The 20,980-nt window shown below is 48.3% G+C and carries 21 protein-coding genes; 12 read left to right on the top strand and 9 right to left on the bottom strand.

The features are described 5' to 3' along the window. Positions 1–36 precede the first annotated feature (36 nt). The 5 genes from BUB81_RS09190 to secD all read left to right on the top strand — a co-directional run bounded on the left by BUB81_RS09190 (position 37) and on the right by secD (position 7,351). Complete coding sequence (locus tag BUB81_RS09190; protein WP_245819148.1) at positions 37–1,704, top strand: response regulator; 1,668 nt, start codon at positions 37–39, stop codon at positions 1,702–1,704. 312 nt (positions 1,705–2,016) lie between these two features. Continuing rightward, on the top strand, positions 2,017–2,580 hold the full coding sequence (ahpC, locus tag BUB81_RS09185) for an alkyl hydroperoxide reductase subunit C (RefSeq protein ID WP_073321785.1): 564 nt from the start codon (positions 2,017–2,019) through the stop codon (positions 2,578–2,580). A gap of 81 nt (positions 2,581–2,661) precedes the next feature. After that, a complete protein-coding gene (gene ahpF, locus BUB81_RS09180; RefSeq protein WP_073321782.1) occupies positions 2,662–4,248 on the top strand; it encodes an alkyl hydroperoxide reductase subunit F in 1,587 nt (528 codons plus the stop codon). Between the two features lie 119 nt (positions 4,249–4,367). Further along, positions 4,368–4,778: a hypothetical protein gene (locus BUB81_RS21935; RefSeq protein WP_139241544.1), complete on the top strand. Its 411-nt coding sequence runs from the start codon at positions 4,368–4,370 to the stop codon at positions 4,776–4,778. A gap of 65 nt (positions 4,779–4,843) precedes the next feature. Further along, a complete protein-coding gene (secD, locus tag BUB81_RS09175; protein ID WP_073321780.1) occupies positions 4,844–7,351 on the top strand; it encodes a protein translocase subunit SecD in 2,508 nt (835 codons plus the stop codon). An 82-nt stretch (positions 7,352–7,433) separates the two neighbouring features. On the opposite strand, the gene BUB81_RS09170 is transcribed toward secD, so the two are convergent. The 5 genes from BUB81_RS09170 to trxC all read right to left on the bottom strand — a co-directional run bounded on the left by BUB81_RS09170 (position 7,434) and on the right by trxC (position 11,674). Next, a complete protein-coding gene (locus tag BUB81_RS09170) occupies positions 7,434–7,685 on the bottom strand; it encodes an HP1242/YdcH family protein (protein WP_073321777.1) in 252 nt (83 codons plus the stop codon). 119 nt (positions 7,686–7,804) lie between these two features. Beyond that, positions 7,805–8,215, bottom strand: a complete 411-nt coding sequence (locus tag BUB81_RS09165) for a hypothetical protein (RefSeq protein ID WP_073321774.1) — start codon at positions 8,213–8,215, stop codon at positions 7,805–7,807. A gap of 87 nt (positions 8,216–8,302) precedes the next feature. Then, entirely contained in the window at positions 8,303–10,510 is a 2,208-nt protein-coding gene (locus BUB81_RS09160) for a YgiQ family radical SAM protein (RefSeq protein ID WP_073322784.1), read from the bottom strand. A gap of 168 nt (positions 10,511–10,678) precedes the next feature. Beyond that, positions 10,679–11,125 carry a hypothetical protein gene (locus tag BUB81_RS09155; protein ID WP_073321769.1) on the bottom strand — a complete coding sequence of 149 codons (447 nt, stop codon included), beginning with the start codon at positions 11,123–11,125 and terminating at the stop codon, positions 10,679–10,681. Positions 11,126–11,242: 117 nt separating this feature from the next. Continuing rightward, positions 11,243–11,674: a thioredoxin TrxC gene (gene trxC, locus BUB81_RS09150; RefSeq protein WP_073321766.1), complete on the bottom strand. Its 432-nt coding sequence runs from the start codon at positions 11,672–11,674 to the stop codon at positions 11,243–11,245. Between the two features lie 74 nt (positions 11,675–11,748). Between trxC and BUB81_RS09145 the strand changes: the two genes are divergently transcribed. Further along, a complete protein-coding gene (locus BUB81_RS09145) occupies positions 11,749–12,219 on the top strand; it encodes an EVE domain-containing protein (protein WP_073321763.1) in 471 nt (156 codons plus the stop codon). On the opposite strand, the gene dgcA is transcribed toward BUB81_RS09145, so the two are convergent. The 4 genes from dgcA to BUB81_RS09125 all read right to left on the bottom strand — a co-directional run bounded on the left by dgcA (position 12,214) and on the right by BUB81_RS09125 (position 15,974). Next, the gene (dgcA, locus tag BUB81_RS09140) at positions 12,214–13,266 is read right to left on the bottom strand and encodes an N-acetyl-D-Glu racemase DgcA (RefSeq protein ID WP_073321760.1); all 1,053 of its coding nucleotides are present in this window, start codon (positions 13,264–13,266) and stop codon (positions 12,214–12,216) included. The genes BUB81_RS09145 and dgcA overlap by 6 nt on opposite strands. Then, the gene (gene dgcN, locus BUB81_RS09135) at positions 13,263–14,261 is read right to left on the bottom strand and encodes an N-acetyltransferase DgcN (protein ID WP_073321757.1); all 999 of its coding nucleotides are present in this window, start codon (positions 14,259–14,261) and stop codon (positions 13,263–13,265) included. The genes dgcA and dgcN overlap by 4 nt, the downstream gene beginning before the upstream one ends. Before the next feature lie 108 nt (positions 14,262–14,369). Beyond that, a complete protein-coding gene (gene add / locus BUB81_RS09130; protein ID WP_073321754.1) occupies positions 14,370–15,365 on the bottom strand; it encodes an adenosine deaminase in 996 nt (331 codons plus the stop codon). Between the two features lie 165 nt (positions 15,366–15,530). After that, a complete protein-coding gene (locus BUB81_RS09125) occupies positions 15,531–15,974 on the bottom strand; it encodes a DUF3859 domain-containing protein (protein WP_073321751.1) in 444 nt (147 codons plus the stop codon). 121 nt (positions 15,975–16,095) lie between these two features. On the opposite strand from BUB81_RS09125, the gene BUB81_RS09120 reads away from it, so the two are divergent. The 6 genes from BUB81_RS09120 (at position 16,096) to BUB81_RS09095 (ending at position 20,978) form a co-directional block, all read left to right on the top strand. Beyond that, positions 16,096–17,196 carry a beta propeller repeat protein gene (locus BUB81_RS09120; protein ID WP_084526389.1) on the top strand — a complete coding sequence of 367 codons (1,101 nt, stop codon included), beginning with the start codon at positions 16,096–16,098 and terminating at the stop codon, positions 17,194–17,196. 25 nt (positions 17,197–17,221) lie between these two features. After that, the gene (locus tag BUB81_RS09115; protein WP_073321748.1) at positions 17,222–18,520 is read left to right on the top strand and encodes a DUF445 domain-containing protein; all 1,299 of its coding nucleotides are present in this window, start codon (positions 17,222–17,224) and stop codon (positions 18,518–18,520) included. 216 nt (positions 18,521–18,736) lie between these two features. Beyond that, positions 18,737–19,270 (top strand): MotA/TolQ/ExbB proton channel family protein, encoded by a 534-nt coding sequence (locus BUB81_RS09110; RefSeq protein ID WP_073321746.1) that lies wholly within the window; start codon positions 18,737–18,739, stop codon positions 19,268–19,270. Between the two features lie 3 nt (positions 19,271–19,273). Next, on the top strand, positions 19,274–19,696 hold the full coding sequence (locus BUB81_RS09105; RefSeq protein ID WP_073321743.1) for an ExbD/TolR family protein: 423 nt from the start codon (positions 19,274–19,276) through the stop codon (positions 19,694–19,696). Beyond that, complete coding sequence (locus BUB81_RS09100; RefSeq protein WP_073321740.1) at positions 19,693–20,091, top strand: ExbD/TolR family protein; 399 nt, start codon at positions 19,693–19,695, stop codon at positions 20,089–20,091. Before BUB81_RS09105 ends, BUB81_RS09100 begins: the two co-directional genes overlap by 4 nt. Continuing rightward, positions 20,088–20,978, top strand: coding sequence for a TonB family protein (locus BUB81_RS09095; RefSeq protein WP_073321737.1), 891 nt, complete (start codon positions 20,088–20,090; stop codon positions 20,976–20,978). The genes BUB81_RS09100 and BUB81_RS09095 overlap by 4 nt, the downstream gene beginning before the upstream one ends. Positions 20,979–20,980: the final 2 nt, after the last annotated feature.

Below are 20,980 nucleotides of genomic sequence, written 5' to 3'. Positions count from 1 at the left end.
AACGACCAACTCGACAGGGAACGCAACAGGAGTTAAGTGGCAACCTTCATGGAAAAAATCCCATTACCCAAAAGCATCGACGAATTAAAAGTGCTGGTTGTAGACAACCAGGGCCTGATACATGACTTAGTTAATTCCGCTTTAACCGATCTGGGTGTGAAGAAGGTAAGCAGTGCGCAAAATGCCTACCATGCAGTGCGACTGTGTCAGGATGATGTCTTCGATGTTGTTTTACTGGCGTTTAATGTCAGTAACGACAAAGACGGCTTCCATTTGTTCGAAGAACTGAAACACCATCAGTATATCTCAGACAAAACCACCGTTATTTTCCTCAGTGCAGAAACCAACATGGAGTTGGTAAACTGTATTATCGAGTTACAGCCCGATGATTTTTGGGTGAAACCGCTAGCCAGACAGCGCATCCAGCATCGCTTCCGCTACTTAGTCGATATTCGTCGCAAGCTCAATAAACTCATGCACAGTATGGATAACGGCGATTATGCGGCCGCTATTTATCATGCTGAACGCGGGTTGCGTGACAGCAGCGTGGTGGAATACCACCCCAGACTTAAGCGCATGATTGGCGATTGCCTGATTCAATTACGCGATTATATTAGCGCGGAAAAGTACTTTTCCGATTTGAAAGCCGAATACGACCACGCCTGGGTTCATATTGGACTGGCTAAATCCTTGTTCAGACAAGACAAAATTGAAGAAGCTGAGCTGCTAATCGAAGACTTATTGCAGCGCAATGACACAAAGTTCCTGACTTACGACCTGCTGGCGCAATACTATATCGGCAAGGAACAGTTTGACGTCGCGTATGAGCAAGTAAAAGCAGCCAGTAAACTCGCACCGCGTAATATTGAGCGCAATAAAAAACTGTGGGATTTGGCGCGTTTAAATCGTGATAAATACGGACAGTTGGAAGCCGTACAGAATATGGCGAAGTACGCCAAGAATTCCATTCATGATTCGCCTGATCTTACGTTGAATGTGGTTCGCACTATGGTGGATCTAGCGGCGTCGGTGTCCGGGCAGGAGTCTGAAAAGTTGCAGCGCAGTTTGCAAAAGGAACTCGACGAATTAAGTCGCCAGGCCACTACCAGTCAGGCGTTGTCTAATCAGTTAGTGGTGGTAAAAACACGTCTGTGTTGTTTACAACAGCAAAAGCGTGAGGCAGAAAAGTTACTCAAAGAACAACTTGATACCAGCGTGAATATGAACCTGGAAGACAATCTGGATCTCATGAAAGCGTATCACGAGTTGGGCATGAAAGAAGATTGCCTGAGTATACTGGATAAGCTCCGCTCTCAGCTTGCAGGCGATACACTGGCAAGCCAGGTTGTTGATGAGTACCTTAAACGCGAAGAGATTGAGCGACGGGAAATCAAGTTCACCACCAAAGAACTGAAAGACATGGCAGCGGTTAATTATCGCGAAAATCGTATGTTGCCTGCTTACAACAATCTGTGTCAGGCCATGACACTGTCGCCTCACGACAAGTCAATAGCCCTCAGTCTGTTAAAAGTGCTTGTGCAACTTAACAAAAAAGATCCACTGTCAGATGCTCAATATGAGGTAGCATCCAATGCGTCTCGTTTATTACACAGCGGAAAACTGATTGATGCACAGCGTCAAAAGCGGGATGAATATTTAACGGCATTGGGTATTAACGAAGTACAGCTGTCTGCTATGCCTTAACACACTGCGGCTCGCATTTCGGGACACCCATTTTCGGAAAGTGAGCCTTGTGCTCTTATTGATTAAATTCTGCACTTATCTTCTTTTTAATAGTTTTTTCTGAATCAACCTTTCAACAAATCCAATTATAAATTCTCCTTTGCAAGGGCTATTCTTGTCCCAAGTCAAACGTTACTGACTTCAAGGCATCCGATAACCTTGAATTTTCGTATCGAACCTACAAGTCAATAGCAGTGACTTTGCACTGTAACAAAGCAGTGCTATTGATTCAGTAAATTGAAATGTAACAACCCTAACTTTTGGAGAAAGTAAATGGCTTTAATCAACACACAAATCAAACCGTTCAAAGCGCAAGCATTCAAAGACGGCGAGTTCGTAGAAGTAAGCAGTGAAGACATCAAGGGAAAGTGGGCGGTATTTGTATTTTATCCGGCAGACTTTACTTTCGTATGTCCTACTGAGCTGGGCGACGTTGCAGACAAATATGAAGAGCTTCAGGCGCGTGGCGTAGAAGTATTCTCAGTATCAACTGACACTCACTTCACTCACGCTGCATGGCACGAAGCGTCAGAAACTATCGGCAAAATCAAGTTTGCAATGATCGGCGACCCAACAGGCGTTATCACTCGTAACTTCGATTGTATGCGTGAAGATATGGGTCTGGCTGACCGTGGTACTTTCGTTGTTGACCCGGATGGTGTTATCCAGGCAATGGAAATCACTGCTGAAGGTATCGGCCGTGACGCGGACGACCTGGTTCGCAAAGTTAAAGCAGCTCAGTACGTTGCTTCTCACCCAGGTGAAGTATGTCCTGCTAAGTGGAAAGAAGGCGAAGCAACACTTGCTCCTTCATTAGACTTAGTTGGCAAAATCTAAGACAGACCAACTACCAACTAGTTAGTCCGTGCGGGCTCAATGCCCGCACATTCCAAGTTTCCAGTTAAGGCAGAAGTTATTATGTTAACGCAAGATATTTTAAATGCATTGAAAGGTTATGCTGCGAACATGCAGAAAACCGTCACCTTTGTGCTACAGACAGGTGAGCACAGCAAGCGTGAAGAGCTGAAGAAGTTTCTGTCTGACGTGGCAGGAATCAGCGACAAGATCCAGTTGGAAGAACGAGATACAAATGGCGTTTTACGCAGCTCTGTTAGCTTCTTACTGGAAGCTGATGGTGAAGATACCGGTATTCGTTTTTCCGGGATCCCAGGCGGACATGAGTTTAACTCATTCGTTCTGGCTATGCTGCACGCGTCAGGCACACCGCTGAAAGTAGACGATAGCGTACAAGGCATCGTAAAAGGTGTGAAAGAAGAACTGAATTTTGAAGTATTTATCAGCCTGAGTTGTCACAACTGTCCGGACGTTGTCCAGGCGTTGAACCAATTCGCGTTGTTAAATCCGAATATCACCAGCGAAATGATCGATGGCGGCTTATACCAGTCATTGGTTAGCGAACGTGATATTCAGGGCGTACCCAGCGTATACCTGAATGGCGAATTGTTTGCCAACGGTAAAGTGGACGCCTCAACCCTAATCGACAAGTTGTTAGAGCGCGACCCGTCGTTGAAACAGGCCAATGCTGGCCAGTCATTACCGCTGCAGGACGTTACCGTGATTGGTGGTGGCCCGGCAGGCGTAAGCTCAGCGATTTACAGTGCGCGTAAAGGGTTAAAAGTGACAGTGATTGCCGATCGATTCGGTGGTCAGGTAAAAGACACGATGGGTATTGAAAACCTGATTTCAGTACCAAAAACCACGGGCCCCGAGCTGGTGGGTAACCTTGCCGAACACATGAAAGATTATGACATCACGTTAAAAGAACACGTGCGTGTTGAATCTATCGAGAAGGGCAACATTAAAACACTGACTCTGTCATCTGGCGAGCAGATTAAAACCAAGACCATTATTGTGGCTACGGGTGCACGCTGGAGAGAACTGGGTGTACCGGGCGAGAAAGAAAATATTGGTAATGGTGTTGCGTACTGTCCGCACTGTGACGGCCCGTTCTTTAAAGGTAAGGATGTTGCGGTAATTGGTGGCGGAAACTCAGGTATTGAGGCAGCACTGGACCTGGCCGGTATTGTAAAGTCGGTAACCGTATTCGAGTTTATGCCAACGCTGAAAGCGGATCAGGTGTTAATCAACCAGGCCGAAAAGCGTGAAAATGTCACCATCATTAAGAACGCGGCAACCAAGCAAATCGTTGCAGAGAATGGCAAAGTGACAGCAATCGAGTATCAGGACAGAGCGACTGATGAAGTTCACTCATTACCGTTAGCCGGTGTGTTTGTTCAAATTGGATTGGTACCAAACAGCCAGTTCATGAAAGGTGTTGTTGAGTTGACTCAGCACGGTGAAATTGTGGTAGACAACAAATGTAAGACGTCTGAACCAGGTATTTTTGCCGCAGGTGATGTAACGACTGTGCCTTACAAGCAGATTGTTATTTCCATGGGCGAGGGTGCAAAAGCGTCGCTGTCAGCCTTTGAATACTTGCTGGCCCACGAAGTGGAAGACGAAGCTGAAAGCCAGGCCGCATAAGCCCCGCTTAACAACCAGCCAATCTCTATAAATATTGAAAGCCCGGCGAAAGCCGGGTTTTTTATGATCAGGCTATTGCTTTTCTCAGCAAAACCTCCATATTGCACAAAGAATAACGCGTGAACTTACTCAAAACGACAATGCAAACCACTTCTGTACACACCGCTACAACCGTGCGTCGAGCTAACTCGATGTGGGTATGGTTGTGGTGTCTGGTTGTGTTTGCAGGGTTGAGTGGTGTATCTCACTCGGCATCTTATACAACGGATACAGCGTTAGTCTCCGGAGAGCAACCTGCAGCCGTTGCAGGTCAAAGAGATAACGGGTTATTCCCTCGAGAGCTCACGCAGCTCATCAGAAGTCAACAATCGGCCAGTGAGCCGGAACAAGGCTTTGCGCCAAAATATCCGGGACAACAAACGATTTATTGGCAGTATGCCGGCTTGGTGTCAGCGTCGTTCGTTGTTGTTAATTCACCAGCCCCGTCTTTATTCTCACGACCTCCTTCACGCGCGCCTCCCATTTGTTAATCAACTAACCATTTTTTTCTGTTGGCATTGCCAACCACAATTTGTTCGATTAACAAGGATTTTCCATGAAAGTTTTTCACCCACGGGGCGTGATATACGTGCTCGTTATTCTCATTGGTTTGCTCAGTGCAATGCCAAATATGTTACCTGCCACCGCGTTGCAGCGCTTACCGGATTGGCTGGCTTCTAATCAATTGTCACTGGGGCTTGATTTACAAGGTGGCTCACATTTATTGCTTGGCGCTGATACCCGCCCGCTTATTGAAAAAACACTGCAAGATACTAAAGAGACGTTCTTGCATGGCCTTCGTGACAAGGGCATTCGCTATCAATCTCAGCCAGTGAATGCTGGTTCTTTTTCAGTCACATTAACTGGTTTGAACGCTGACGCAGACAAAGCTAGCGAGGTAGCCGCTAGCCTGGCTCGGGGGAGCACTGGTGAGAAGCAGTTTGATGTAACTCGTGATCAGCAACACATTACGTTTACCATCACTGAGGAATATAAAGCGAGCCTGGCCAGCGATGCGATAGAACAAAGCCTCGAGGTGGTACGTCGTCGCCTTAACGAGTCTGGGTTAGTTGAGCCCAGTATCACCAGACAAGGTAATGATGGCGTATTAGTGCAAATGCCGGGTGTGTCGGATCCGTCTAGAATCCGCGATTTGTTAGGTACAACAGCGCAAATGCGATTTCACTGGGTGACAGACAATGCGTCTTCAGCCAACACTATTGTGTTGCCTAATGCAGAGGGCAACCAGCAGTACAGGCTACAGAAACAAGTCGCGATGGACGGGGAGCATATAAAAGACGCGCAACTGGGCTTTGATCCCAACACCAGTGAACCTGTTGTCACCTTTAAACTGGATAACACAGGTAGCCGAATTTTTGCTGAGATGACTAAAAGTCATATTGGTGTGCCGCTGGCTATTGTGCTGGACAATAAAGTACTGACTGCGCCGGTGATACGCTCGGTTATTGCTGCCGGGGCGGGGGAAATCAGTGGTAATTTTACGCCCTCGGAAGCGAAAGACCTGGCCTTGTTGCTACGCGCTGGCGCATTGCCAGTGCCACTTGATGTCATGGAAGAACGCACGGTAGGCCCGGATTTAGGATCTGATGCTATTGAAATGGGTGTGACTACCGGCCTGATCGGTGCGGCGCTGGTGTTTGCATTTATGATAACGCTTTACCGGCGCTGGGGATTGATTGCCTGCACCAGTCTGGCAATAAACATCGGGCTTATTATTGGGTTACTCAGTGCGTTTGGCGCCACGCTCACGCTGCCTGGCATCGCCGGGATTATTCTGACCATTGGTATGGCCGTTGATGCTAATATTCTCATCAACGAGCGGATAAAAGAGGAGTCTGCGAAAGGAAAGGCTGCGGGCCTCGCTATTCCGGCGGGTTTTGACAAAGCTTACGCGACGATACTCGACTCCAGCTTTACCACACTGATAGCGGTAAGTTTGTTGTTTATGTTCGGCAGCGGGCCGGTAAAAGGTTTCGCGATCACGATTGGTATTGGTATTTTCACCTCTATTTTTACGGCTGTGGCAGTAACCCGTCAAATGATGGGCTGGGCTACGCGCAACCGGTCTCGCCAGGTATTGACCTTTGGGAACAATTGGTTGAATCAATCTGGCCTTAGCCGCATTAACTTTATGCGAGGCCGGGTAGTGGGGTTGGTGGCCTCTGCCATTTTGTCTATCGGGTCAGTTATTTTGTTTGTCCAACCCGGACTTCACTATGGCGTTGACTTTACCGGTGGCACCCTGATTGAAATGCAATCGTCGACGTTGTCGGTCGAACAGGTGCGAGACACTCTGGCAGAGCATCAAATAGAAGGTGCCAGTATTCAGGAGTTCGGCGAGCCCGGAAACTACCTGATTCGGGTGAGCCAACAAAACAGCGATGCCGGTAATACCGTTAATCTGGTGAAAAATGCGATAACGGCCAAAGACAGTGCGGCTAGCTATCCCAAAGTTGATATGGTTGGCGCCAAGGTAAGTGGCGGGTTTGCCGATGCCTCTATTCTTGCAGTGCTAATAGCTGGGGGCGGTATTCTGCTTTATTTGTGGCTGCGTTTTGAACAGCATTTTGCGCTGGCGGCAACTGCCACTATCTTGCTGGATTTAACTAAAACCATTGGCTTTTTTGCTCTCACCGGACTCGAATTTAATTTAACGGCCGTGGCAGCCATGTTGGCACTGATAGGCTATTCCATTAATGACAAGGTTGTGGTGTTTGACCGGATTCGTGAAGGCTTCCGGGCCAATCCGGACAAACCGCTACTCGAGGTATTAAATAGCAGTATCGGCGCTACGCTGTCCAGAACCGTGTATACCTCTGCGACAACATTCCTGGCCTTGTTACCTATGGGCATTGCAGGCGGGGCAACGGTAAGTAGTTTCGCTTTACCTATGTTGTTTGGCATTGTGATTGGTACCAGTTCGTCGGTATTTATAGCTTCGCCAATATTGTACTACCTGGGGCGTCGACGGGAACAACGTGGTTTACCGCAGTTAAAACCAACTGCTGAGGAAATTCGCGCTTCATTGGCGCATATTCCATAGTGGGCGAGTGCTTGTTTAGCTGTCGGCGTGAAGAGCAGGGAGGCGTCTTTGCACAATTTGCAAAGACGCCTCCGGCCAGAAATTACTGGGCGGTTTCCGCTTCGCGAATGAAGCAGAATAAGTCGTCTTTTAACTGAACGCGTTCGTTCTTCATGTCGTGAAGCACTTGATCTGTGGTCGGCTGTCCGTTTTCTTCTAGTTTTCGGATGTCGGCGTCGAGATTGTTATAGCGCTCAAATAGTTTTGCAAAGTGACGGTCGTGCATTTTCAGATGACGAATGGTGTGCTGGTGGTCCGGGAATTCGTGTACCAGATCGTGTTTTTCAATATTCATAACTGCCTTTCTCAATAGTCACAGTGATTATTCACTATGACTATTGTAAAAAGCTATGATGCCCAATGCCTTGATGCAAATCATATTTACGAAGCAGTGCGCAGAGGGAGGGGGAGAGGTCAGGCAACAATACGCGCTTGTTCAACCAGGTAATCACATTCTGCCAACCAGTTGAATCCCTGTTCTTCGGTATAAAAATGACGGATCACATGGCTGGTGTCCTGTTCGTCCATCATTCGGTTTAACTGATAGCTTTTCAGCGCATCTTCTCTGTAGATACGCACTGAGTGGGTCATTTTATGATTGACCGCCCAGGTGAGCATGTCATTGATAGGTTGTTCACAGTCCGGCGTGGATAACACCCAGTCGTCAAAGAACACGATATGCGCCCATGGCGCGTGGTAAAGGTAACGGGCGGTTTCTTTGAATTCCGCAATAAACTGTCGAGCGATAACCGCATTCCAACTACCGTAGCAGTGAATAATCATTACCTGATTATCCACCCTGATTGAATACTTGCCCCAAACCATAACTATTCCATTTATTACAACAAATCGCTTATACGCAAAGTGTAGCTGAAAGTTCAGTGTCTGCTACTGTTTGTGGATACGCGAACTTTATCGTGTAACGTTTGGTTTCCCTTTGCCACCTTTCCCATTTGAAACGGCTTTTCCGCCTTTTTGGGTTTTGGGACGGTTGTATTTACCGAAGCCGGTGTGCTTTGTCATAGCGCGTTCGCCTTTACGCCCTTTAGGTGCACGTTGACGCTTTTCTTCGGCCGTTTCAGGCGGCACCAGGTGCTGAGGGCCGCGACCGATTAGGTCCTCTCTGCCCATGTTAACCAAGGCTTTACGGATTTGGGCAAAGTTCTTCGGATCGTGATAGCGCAACATGGCTTTGTGCAAGCGGCGATGGATTTCACCTTTTGCAGATGTGACTGATTCACTGTCTTTAGTCACCTTACGCAGGCTGTTTACCTCGGTGTGGTACAAGGTTGTCGCCGTCGCCATCGGTGAAGGGTAGAAGTTTTGTACCTGATCCAGCTTAAAGCGGTTTTCTTTCAGCCAGATAGCCAGCGCCAGCATGTCTTCATCGCTGGTGCCCGGGTGTGAGGCAATAAAATACGGGATCAGGTATTGTTGTTTACCGGCTTCCTGAGAGTATTTGTCAAACAGCTCTTTAAACCGGTAATAGGTGCCCATACCCGGCTTCATCATTTTGCTTAGCGGGCCATCTTCGGTGTGCTCAGGCGCAATCTTCAGGTAACCACCAACATGGTGAAGGGCCAATTCTTTTACATAGTCCGGATCTTCGATTGCCAGGTCGTAGCGAACGCCGGAGGCAATCAGGATTTTCTTAATCCCCGGTAACTCTCTCGCCCGGCGATAAAGATTGATCGTAGGTGTGTGGTCGGTGTCCATGTGCGCACAAATACTAGGGTACACACAGGATGGACGACGGCAGGTTGCTTCAGCTTTAGGGCTCTTACAACGCAATCGGTACATATTGGCTGTCGGGCCGCCTAAGTCAGAAATTACGCCGGTGAATCCAGGCACCGTATCGCGAATTTGTTCTATTTCACGAATGATAGAGTCTTCCGAACGGCTTTGAATGATGCGTCCTTCGTGCTCGGTAATAGAACAGAACGTACAACCACCGAAACAGCCCCGCATGATATTGATTGAGAATCGAATCATGTCATACGCGGGGATTTTCGCCTTGCCGTATACCGGATGAGGAATACGTTGGTACGGCAAATCAAAAACAGCATCCATTTCTTCTGTCTCCAGCGGCATTGCCGGTGGATTGATCCAGATGTGGCGGTCGCCATGACGCTGCATCAGTGCACGGGCACAACCGGGATTGGTTTCCTGATGCAAAATGCGGTTGGCGTGGGCATAAAGCACTTTGTTGTCGCGGACTACCTCAAAGGCAGGCAGTTTTACATACACGTGTTCCCAGGGCTTGCGACGCTCAGCCGGTTGCACCACGATGGGTTTGGCTTCGTTTGCAGTCGAAGCGGCTTCTTTGTTTTCGTTGTTGCCGTCGCAATCCGGTTCCATTATGTACGGGCTTGGTATCGGGTCGATTTTGCCCGGACGATCCAACGAGGTTGAATCGACACCTTGCCATTCCGGCAGGGCCTGTTTCACAATAATCGCGGTGCCACGTACATCGGTAATGTCGGCAATATTTTCCCCCGCAGCGAGGCGGTGAGTCACTTCCACAAGCGGACGCTCGGCATTTCCGAACATCAGCAGATCCGCTTTTGCATCGAACAACACAGAACGGCGGACTTTTTCAGACCAGTAGTCATAGTGCGCAATACGGCGCAAACTGGCTTCGATACCACCAATAATAATAGGGACGTCTTTGTAGGCTTCGCGGCAACGCTGGGAATACACCGTAACTGCGCGATCCGGTCGCTTGCCGCCTTCGTTGTTTGGCGTGTAAGCGTCATCGTGACGAAGCTTTTTGTCGGCCGTGTAGCGGTTGATCATGGAGTCCATGTTGCCCGCCGTTACACCATAATACAGGTTCGGCTTGCCCAACTTCATGAAGTCGTCTTTGTTCTTCCAGTCGGGCTGCGCAATGATACCAACGCGGAATCCATGAGCTTCCAGCAGACGACCAATGATCGCCATGCCAAAACTGGGGTGGTCGACATAGGCGTCGCCAGTGACCAGAATAATGTCGCAGCTGTCCCATCCCAATTCGTCCATTTCTGCACGAGACATAGGTAAAAACGGCGCACTGCCGTAACAATGTGCCCAGTATTTAGGGTAAGAGAACAGGCCGCGCTCAGCCTTAATGGTTGCTTGCATGGTATCTTCAGGAAAATTAAAACCCGCGTAGTATAGCAAATGCGGCGCTTGGGATATAGCGTTGTGGTGTTCTGTACGGCAAGTTTGGCAAGGATTGCCCGTTAAGCCGGAATGACAGGGTAGAACCGGCAGTGGATTGCCGGTTCATTGCGGTAACTTACACCCAATTCAGGCAACGGTATTCACACCAATGCTGCCGGTTAATTTGTCCAGTAAGGTTTGTTGTGGCGACTGAGTAGTTTCTACTGCCTGGTAGGTTTGTGCTGCGACAGTTTCACTGTTTTCTGAATCGTCAGTCGCACTTTGTCGCTGTTGAAATGCATCGTGTTTAGCCTGAAAAAATTCAGCTAAATCAATGTCGTTTTCCTGAGCATACTGTTGCAGGGAAGCCGGCGCCATCGCCGCAACTTGTTCTGCGTCGAAGGTGCCGCTTTGTTCCATTGCCATAATGTCATGCATAAAGCTTTGCACAGCCCCATCATCACGGCTCTGGCTCATGAAGTCTGACAATTCGTCTTGTGCAGGTGGCTTGGGCGGCGGGGGCGGTTTAATTTGATTTGTCGCCATGGTTTGTTCGGTTTGAAACACCGAGGACGTTGCCGATTGAATATTCATAATAATCTCCTAACGTGTTGCCGTACCAACGGGTGCGGCGCACAGAGTCAGGTGCAACCCATATTCCGAACTATGTCAGCAAAGTGTAAAGCCTTTTATGATGACCTCAGTGACAGTTTAAATGACCTGCCGAACCCACTGAGTAAGGGCCTGTTGAGGCATTGCGCCTGCCTGACGCGCGGCTTCTTTTCCGCTTTTAAAGCACAATAAACTGGGAATGCTGCGGATCTGAAATTGCTGGCTGATACCTGGGTTGGCCTGGGTGTCCACTTTGGCGAAAATCGCGAGGCCTTGCATGTTTGCCGCCACAGCATTAAACGTGGGAGCCATCATTTTACAGGGACCACACCAGTCGGCCCAAAAATCAACGATAACCGGCAGGTCGCTTTTTTGTACAAAACGCTGGAAGTTTGCGTCGGTTAGCGTGATTGGGGAAGCCGGTAACAAACTTGCTTTACACTTGCCACACGTTGGGGCGTCCTGAAGTTTGGCGACCGGGCTGCGGTTGATTGCCTGACACGCCGGGCATACCAGATGAACGGAAGACATACTTATTCCTGTTAATCATACATTTTTAAGATATATGGGGTAAAATTGCCCGCAATCAAGTTAGGGAACATGACATGAACTACTGGTTATTTAAATCGGAACCCGATGTGTTTGGTATTGATCATCTGGCAGACCGACCAAATCAAACGGAACCCTGGGACGGCGTACGTAATTATCAGGCGCGTAACTTCTTACGTGACGACATTAAGACGGGCGATTTGGTACTGTTTTACCATTCCAGCTGTAAGCAGGTGGGCATAGCCGGAGTTGCCGAAGTGGTAAGGGAAGGTTACCCGGATGCGTTACAATTTAATCCGGAATCAAAATATTTCGACCCGAAGTCGAATCCAGATGCACCTCGCTGGTTTAGTGTTGATGTGAAATTTCGTAAAAAATTCAAGCAGGTTCTGAGTTTACAGGCAATTAAAGCGAACCCGGACATTACCGAGTTAGGCATAGTGAAAAAAGGCCATCGGCTGTCGATTATGCCAGTGACGCCACATGAATGGTCTTTATTACTGGCAATGACCGGAGAAGCCTTATAAGGCTTCTTCCGTCATGTGATGTTGCCAGGTGCTTGCGAGAAACTGCTGACCATACTGGCCTGGTAATCCCCATAAAAATGGAGAGGGTTGCGACATGCGGCCATGTTCAAACGTGAAACCATCAGCGCGGTCCTGAGCAACCAGTAACGGGCCGTCCAAATCCACAAACTGTACCGATTCACACAAGCAATATGCCGGCGCCATGGCCAGTGAAGAGCCGACCATGCAGCCAACCATCACCTGCATCCTGGCATCTTTGGCCTTCTTGAGTGCACGAATACCTTCGGTTAACCCGCCGGTTTTATCCAGCTTAATGTTTACTGCCTGATAGTAGTTGGCAAGTGTGTCGATGTTTTCACTTGTGTGGCAGGATTCATCGGCACACAGCAAGATATCCGGATTCAAGCCTGCCAATGAGGCATCATCGGTGTCGGGAACCGGTTGTTCAATAAGGGCGACATTTAAAGCTTTGAGTTCGGGGAGCCAGTCACTTAGCTGTGCGGGACTCCAGCCTTCGTTGGCATCCACAATTAACCGGCTTTTTGGTGATGCCTGACTGATGGCAGCCAGGCGTTCCAGAACCAATTCACCGTCGAGTTTAATCTTAATTAATGGTGCTTGTTTCAGTTCAAGGGCTTGTTTTGCCATATTGTCTGGCGTATCAATACTGAGTGTTTGCGCTGTGTAGCAGCGCTTTACTTCAGATAGCCCGGTCAGGGCGTAAACGGATTTACCCGTTTGCTTCGCGCGCAGGTCCCACAATGCTGCATCGAGCGCATTGCGGGCAGAGCCTGCCGGTAGAATCGATAGCAACTCAGTGGTGTCTTTTAACGTTGCCACGCGATCTTTAACGCTATCGAGTTGTGCCAGCACACTGCTAATACTCTCGTTGTACCGGGCGTAAGGGACAGACTCGCCCCAGCCATAGTAATGACCGTCAGTAACAATGACCGTGACCACATCAGCCTGGGTTTTGGCGCCACGGGAAATACGAAATTCCCGGGCAAGCGGGAAAGCTTCGGCAAACGCCAAAAACTGTATACTCATACAAGCAACTCCAATAGTGGCTGAACGCCGTGTCGAATCGGATCTACGCAAGGCAGTCCCAGCTCAGCGGTGACTGACTGACAATAATCCAATCCCTCTTGTTCTGATACGGCAGAGGTATTGACTGAAACACCAATCACCCTGGCGTCAGGGTTGGTAACGCGGGCGCACTGCAGATTTAAGTCAATAACCTGTTGAAGGGAGGGCAGTGGACGTCCTGGCAGGCCGCGCATGTGTTCACGTTCTAACGCATGGCAAATTACCAGCGCATCGGGCTGTGCACCGTGCAGTAACCCCAGGCTCACACCGGCGAAAGCCGGATGATAAAGCGAACCCTGACCTTCTACCAGATCCCAGTGATCTGCGTCATTGGCCGGGCACAACGCCTCAACTGCACCGGAGATAAAGTCCGATACCACACAATCCACCGCGATACCGGCGCCCGCGACTAATATGCCGCTTTGGCCTGTTGCCCGAAAAGTGGCATTCATTCCCGCGGATTGCATAGCTTTGGCCAAACTCAGCGTTGTATACATTTTGCCAACCGAACAATCTGTGCCTACAGTTAACAAGCGCTTGCCTGAGCGAGGTGTGCCTTTGCCGGTTTTAAATTTGGTTGTAGGGTGGCGAATGTCAATAAGCTGTCGACCCAGCTTTGCCGCTTTCTCTGCTATTTCCGGAATGTCAGACACCTTGTCGTGCAAACCATTAATTATGTCGAGGCCTGCATCCAGCGCCTCAAGTATAGGCGCAATCAGGTGTTCTGATAAAAAGCCACCGCTGTTAGCAAAGCCAAGTACGAATGCTTTTGCGCCCTTGTCTACCCCTTCCTGAATAGACATACGAGGATGCCCTGTAGTGACTTCACAGCCGGGCAAAGCAAATTCGCCAACACATTTTTCCGGACTCCAGTCGGCAGCACTTTTCGCCATTTTAATACTAAGCGGATCGGTAGCATCGCCAACAAACAATAAATACGGAGACGGTAAATTCATGATAACTCCAACACTATATCAATACAGGTTAATCCAATGCGGCTAACACTAATCGGTGAAACCGCCGATTGCCAGTGTTATTCCACATCAATAATTTATGCATTTTTGTTACTGATACGCGTCAAGTTTCGCCAGATAGGCCGCTTTGTCCTCCTCCGGTAACCATGTCACTTTAAAGGCGTTGGCCATGAGTGTTTTTAGTTCACTTTGGCTGAAATCACCTTCTTGCTGCAGTTCAATCAGGTTCTCGTTCATATAGGCTCTGAAATAAGCCGGATCGTCAGAGTTGATGGTCGCTAGCATGCCTTTGTCCAGCATAGTGCGAATCTCATTCGCGGTTAACGACTGCACCACAAACCGGTTGGACACCGGACATACAGTCAGGCCAAGTTGTTTTTCAACAATAAGCTCACACAGTTCATCTGACTCAAGGGAGTTAACGCCGTGATCGATCCGGTCCACGCCAATCACTTCGATAACCTGGCGGATATGGTCTAGCGTGTTTTTCTGATTCACATCGCAATGCATAGTGAGCTTCAGGCCCCATTGCTTTGCCAGAGCAAACACGTCTTTAAATTTCACCGGTGGATTGTTGTATTCGTCTGAATCGAGCCCGACGCCAACCAACCAACCCAAGTAAGGCTTGGCCATTTGCAGGTGCTCCATGGCAGACTCTGCAGACATGTCACGCAGGAAGCACATAATTAACTGGCTGCGGATGCCTAGTTTTTGTTCTGCATCGACCTGAGCTTTTCTAATACCCGTTATGACTGTTTCAAACGCAACACCGCGTGAAGTATGGCCTTGAGGATCAAAGAAAATCTCGGTGTATACAACGTTCTGTGATGCTGCTTTCTCCAGGTAATCCCAGGTGAGTTTATAAAAGTCGGATTCGTCGATTAGTACGCTCATTCCAGCGTAATAAATGGTTAAGAAAGAGGGGAGATCGTGAAAATCATAGGCCGCTATCAGCGCCTCGGGACTGTCGAAAGGTAATTCAATCCCGTTTTTCTCAGCAAGTGCGAAACTTAGCTCCGGTTCCAGGGTACCTTCAATGTGAACGTGAAGTTCTGCTTTGGGCATGCCTTCAATAAATGCCTGCATCAACGCCTTCCTTTTATTATTGGTCAGGCACTGACTGCAAGCTTTGTTCCCGCTAACTGTACTGTCTATCCAGTTGAATTTTATACGATATATTAATTTACCTTTTGATGGCTTGATTCATTTCGGTGCAACAATGCCCGCATTGCTGGCAGGCATTTTATTCTACTAGCGGCGCAGCTTGGGCTTGCCACGTTGCCAGAACTGGGCGCCGTCGTAGGGTAAATCGTCCTCAACGGTAAATGTTTTGTCGGCGATAATTTTACCTTCAAGTTCCAGCGTCATGCGCCAGTCGCCTACCTTGTTTTCCAGCGGCTCCCATAGCGTATCGCCTAAATAAAAGTCCCAGTTGTTGGAGCGGACGTATTCTTCACCATCAAAGGGTGGCATGGGGATACCGTTTTCATCCGGAATGTCGGGATGATAAATGCAGTAGCGTACCTTGCTGTTTTTAGCGCGTTTGATATTCACTATGAATCCAAACTCAATATCCAGCTCTAACGGAATATGATTAGTGAAAGTTTTAATTTTAGGCAGGGCTTTATCGTCGGCATCCCACTTTGAGTGAATACCATAGGTCACGATTTCGACAATAGGTTTGGGTTTAGCCATGAACGGAGTAACTTCGTTTCTGATAATTTGTATGACAATAGATGTACTATAACAGAGATACGTTCTCTTCGCTGCCAGAGTGTGGCAAAGTGTATGTATTATTGTTTAATTTTATAAACTTATGCTTCAGCACAAAACCAAGCGTAATGCATTCAAAACGCTAGTACATAAACTGGCGACAGCCGGTTGCATCGGCTCCATACTCACCGGTTCCTTATTCATCGGCTCTACAGCAGCACAAGCAAGTGTGACTTCCACGGTGTTAGACGAGCTGGCTGGCTTTCAGTCCGTTACCTGGACAAACGATACGGTATTGGTTTCGGGGACTCATGGCAGCGTGTATTTGTCTCATGATAACGGGAAAAATTTTAACCGACTTAACTTACCTATGGGCACAGAAGCCTTGCAGTTTCGCGATAATCAGTGGTTTGAAGATGGCCATATTGTCGTAATGAGTGCAGGCGAGGGTGAACAGTCGAGATTGTACTATTCAGCGTCAAAGGGCAACGACTGGCAGTTGGTCAAGCAAGGTGAACACGAGCACGTGTTTTTTGACTGTATGTCCTTTACTCGTGGTGGCGAGGGCTGGCTGTACGGCGACTCAGATGATGAAGGTTTGTACATTCTGCACACTCAGAATGCCGGGAAGGATTGGTCCCGAAAAGCGCTGCCGTTCAACGCAGCACCTTCAGAGGGCGGGTTTGCGTCCAGTGGTACTTGTATTACCGCAAATGAAACCTTGGTGGCAGCAGGCACAGGCAATAGTGGGAAGCCTGCATTATTGCTAAAAAAAGGGCAGCAGGACTGGCAGCGTATTAGCAGTTTGTTCGAAGGTGGTGAAGCCGCAGGGATGTTTAGTTTGCAAGTCTCTGAAAATACCCTGTACGCCTTTGGCGGCAGTTTAAAGCACGAACAACCAGCCACCGCGTTTACGTTCGACCTAACGGAATCTGTTTGGCAAGCACTGCCAACACCGCCCTTAAAAGGCGCTATTTATGGTTCGGCGCTGTATTTCTCAGCGAGCCACAATGCGATACCGTCTATTTTGATCAGCAATCCTCAGGGCGTATTTGCGTTATCCCCTAAGACTAAACAATGGCAAAAAGTCAGTGAAAGCAATATATGGAGCCTTGCTTGTAAAGCCGATGAAGGCTGTATTGGCGTGGGTAAAGGCGGCGTGGTTGAAAAATACTCTCACGAGCTTTTGTCGGTCGGCCAATAGTGCTTCCCTCTGAACTAACTTCCTTATGGTAGACGTAACTAAAGCGGCACAACTTAAACACGCAAAACGCCAGGCATTAGCCTGGTTGATTGGCGCCGCCATAGTGTTTGTAGGCTTGACCGTTTTGCAAACAATTGCGCCTGACAACGCCGCATTGTGGTGGGTTCAGTTAGTGAAAATGATAAGTGAAGCGGCATTGGTGGGCGGGCTCGCCGATTGGTTTGCGGTGAGCGCATTGTTCAGGCCCATACCCGCGTCACACCCAATACCACATACCAATATTGTGGCGAACAACCAGTCTGTTATTGCGCAGAACCTGGCTGTATTTGTGAAAGAAAAGTTTTTTCATAACGATGCCATTGAAAGCCTGATTTCAGGCAGTCACCCTGCGCGAGCCATGGGTGAGTGGATACAACAATCAAGTAACGCAGCGCGACTGGCAAAGTACATCACCGATAGTCTTGCCGGACTGTTACACGTTATAGACGATGCGCCGGTAAGAGCGGCATTGCACAAAGGCGTTCAAAAAGCCCTGGGTCACATTGAACTGGGGGCGATTGTGGCTGGCGGGGTAAAGGTGATGACCCGGGACGGTCGGCACCAGAAGCTGCTAAACAAGCTGTTAGATAAACTTTCGGAATCGTTGCAGCAGGAAACGACCCAGCAATTTATCGCTGAAAAGCTCACCGAATGGCTGAAAACCGAACATCGAAGGCTGGAGAAAATTCTGCCCTCCAGTTGGCTAAGCGAGCAAGGGGCTGGCATTGCGGTAAGTGCTCTGGCACATGTTTTGGCTGACGTTAATCAGGATCCACAGCATCCGATTCGGGTGGAATTAAACACTCAGCTCACCAGGTTTATCGATGATCTTGAACACAATGCAGATGCACAACAAAAACTGAATGAATTCAGAGATCGCCTGCTTAACAGTGAAACAGTCGGGCAGTATCTGAATAGTATTTTTGCTGAAATGCGACAGTGGCTGGATAGTGACATTGCAGCAAAAAATGGCCAGATTCGGACGCGTTTAACCACGTGGTTACAGGCCAGTGGGACTAAGTTAGCGCAGGACAAAGCGTTGCAAGAGGCTGTGGATCACCACATTGGTGAGGCTGCGCGTTACGCCGCACCAGAAATGGCTGATTTCCTGGCTGGGCACATTCGTAAAACCATTGAAAGTTGGGATGCAGCACAATTATCTCAACAAATTGAATTAAATATTGGCAAAGACCTGCAGAAAGTCCGCATAAACGGCACCCTGGTTGGTGGACTTATCGGCGGCCTATTGTTTGGTATAGAACAGCTTATTCATTTCTCGTTGTAATTTTCTTTTGCGTTAAGCGATTAAATTCCTTGCCGATCCAGTCTGCAAAAGGCTCATTTCCCTACAAAATTCCTCACCAAATGACGCATTTTTAATGCATTTGAGCACCAAGTTTACGTAAATTCATGCAATTTAAACTAAAGATTAATCTTAATGCTTATTGAATTACAAATGCAAATCGTTATCATTAATGAGTTTTGATTTCGGGAGGTATTCATGGACGTCATTGTTCAGGGTGGATGGGTACTGTGGCTGTTAATAGTGATGTCTGTGTACTCACTGGCAACCATTGGCTTTTTGTCGGTACAAGCACGTTCGGTCGTTGTGCCAGCAGATACCACTTCATCAACATCACAGGTAATTACCTGTTTACAAACGATTGTAGGCAACAACACCTCTTTACAACCGGCAGCGTTGCAGGAAAAACTGACGGCTGCCGCCTACACACAATTTACTCAGTTCAGGCAGTCTATGCGCCCGCTGGAAATCATCGCCGCAGCAGCGCCGCTGGTGGGGTTACTTGGCACTGTGCTGGGGATGATAGATGCCTTTTCAGCCCTTTCTCAAATTGAAGGGCAGATCGATCCGGCAGTCTTAGCTGGTGGTATTTGGAAAGCCTTGCTAACAACCGCTGCAGGCCTGCTGGTAGCAATTCCCGCCCTTGTGGCCTGGCACATGCTCGACAAAAAAGTCGAGCAAAGTGCAGCGCGAGTAAATCAGTTTATTGTTGATACTACCGCAGGCGCCTAAGTCATGTTGTTGTCACCATCCCGAAAAAAACCTTCGATAGGACTGACTCCACTGATTGATGTGGTGTTTATTCTGTTGATTTTTTTCATGCTGGTGATGCAGTTTCAACAGTTCCAACAGAACCCGATTAATTTACAAAAACAAACCGAGCGTGGTGCTAACGTCGTTGAATCTGAATCGATAACGGTATTAGACAACAATACTTGCGAATGGCAGTCAGCCCAACAATCCTGTAAAGACGTGCTGAATCACCTATTACAACGCCAACCTGATAGGGTGATGGTAGGTTACGCGCCATCTGCAACACTTCAACAAGTGATGCACTGGCACGACAAGTTTATTACTTCGGGTTTGACTGTCTCGCTCGCTGTCCCCGTTAAGAATGAGAATGGTGGTAGTGAAGCATCAACAGGGGGCTTGCAATGAAGCCTTCGTTAATGGTGAAAGCCGCTCACAAGCCAGACATTGAGCCAGTACTACCGTTGATTAATGTCGTGTTTTTGTTGCTCATCTTCTTCCTGATGACAGGCAAGCTGGTAAAGCCACAGCAAGCGCATATTCAGGCACCCCAACAAATCCGAACCGTAGACGACATTAAGGCGGAATCAGAAGAGTGGTTATATGTTGATCAGCAAGGTGAGCTGACGTATCGGCAAAACGTGGTCAGCCACCCTTGTGAACATGAACTGCAACAGTATAGTCCGCTCGTCATTTTTGCCGATGCCCAAATCACAGGTAAAACACTCAATGTCCTGCTTGGCAAACTGGCCAAGTGCAACATTACCGATATCGCCGTTATTACCGAGAGGACCAGTCAATGAAGGTTGTGTGGTTCAGTGCGTCGGTAGTGGTACATGGTGCGGTTTTTGCCGGATTATTCTGGGGAACTCAGGTTACGTCAGGCATGGAAACAACGGCGACAGGATTAACCGCAGCGGTATCTCAGCAAGCGGCCAGACTGGTTTTAGTAGCACCACCAAAACCTGAAAAGTCTGACGTAGAGCCTAAGCCGGCGTCTGATTTACCTGAACTGACCGATGCGCCAGAACAACCGAAGGTTGTCGAACCGCAAGCAAGTACAGACGATGATGCTATAGCAAAAGTGTTGGAAAAGCCTGTCGAAGCCGACCCGGCTCCTGCGCCTGAAATAGATGAAATTCCGCCGCTACAACCAGTAGAGCCAAAACAACTCGACAAAAATGAAGCGTTAGTAAAAGCAAGCGAAGTGCCAGAACAACAGGTTGCAGCATCAGAACCTGCTGTTGAGGTTAAGCCGGTAAATGACGTCGAGCCAGAATTGGCAAGTCCTGAACCAGAGATGGCAGAACAAGCGCAGTCCGCGCAACAAGCCTCATTAGGTCAACAGGGTGACAATGCAGAGAAAGCCTCAGTCGCGGGCGAACATAACGATGCTGCTTTGCCCTGGGCCGAATACAAAGCACTGGTTTACGCTGCGATTAACGCTCAGAAAATTTACCCCAAGCAAGCCAAAATTCGCCGAATCGAAGGGGTGGTTACCGTTCGATTTGAAGTGAATCACAATGGTTTGGTCAGTCAGTTCGAAATAATAAAAAAGGCGAAAAGCCGTTATCTCAACCGCAGTACACGCGAACTATTCGCCGACCTGAGGTTGCCACAACCAGAATCTCAGATTCTCCATCTTTTACCGTCAACCATGACGGTACCTATTAAATATTCGCTCAATTGAGG

This window comes from Marisediminitalea aggregata, assembly GCF_900129565.1.
Lineage (GTDB): Bacteria > Pseudomonadota > Gammaproteobacteria > Enterobacterales > Alteromonadaceae > Alteromonas > Alteromonas aggregata.
Note: the sequence above shows the minus strand (reverse complement) of the source record. Positions and strands in the feature narration are given on the sequence as shown.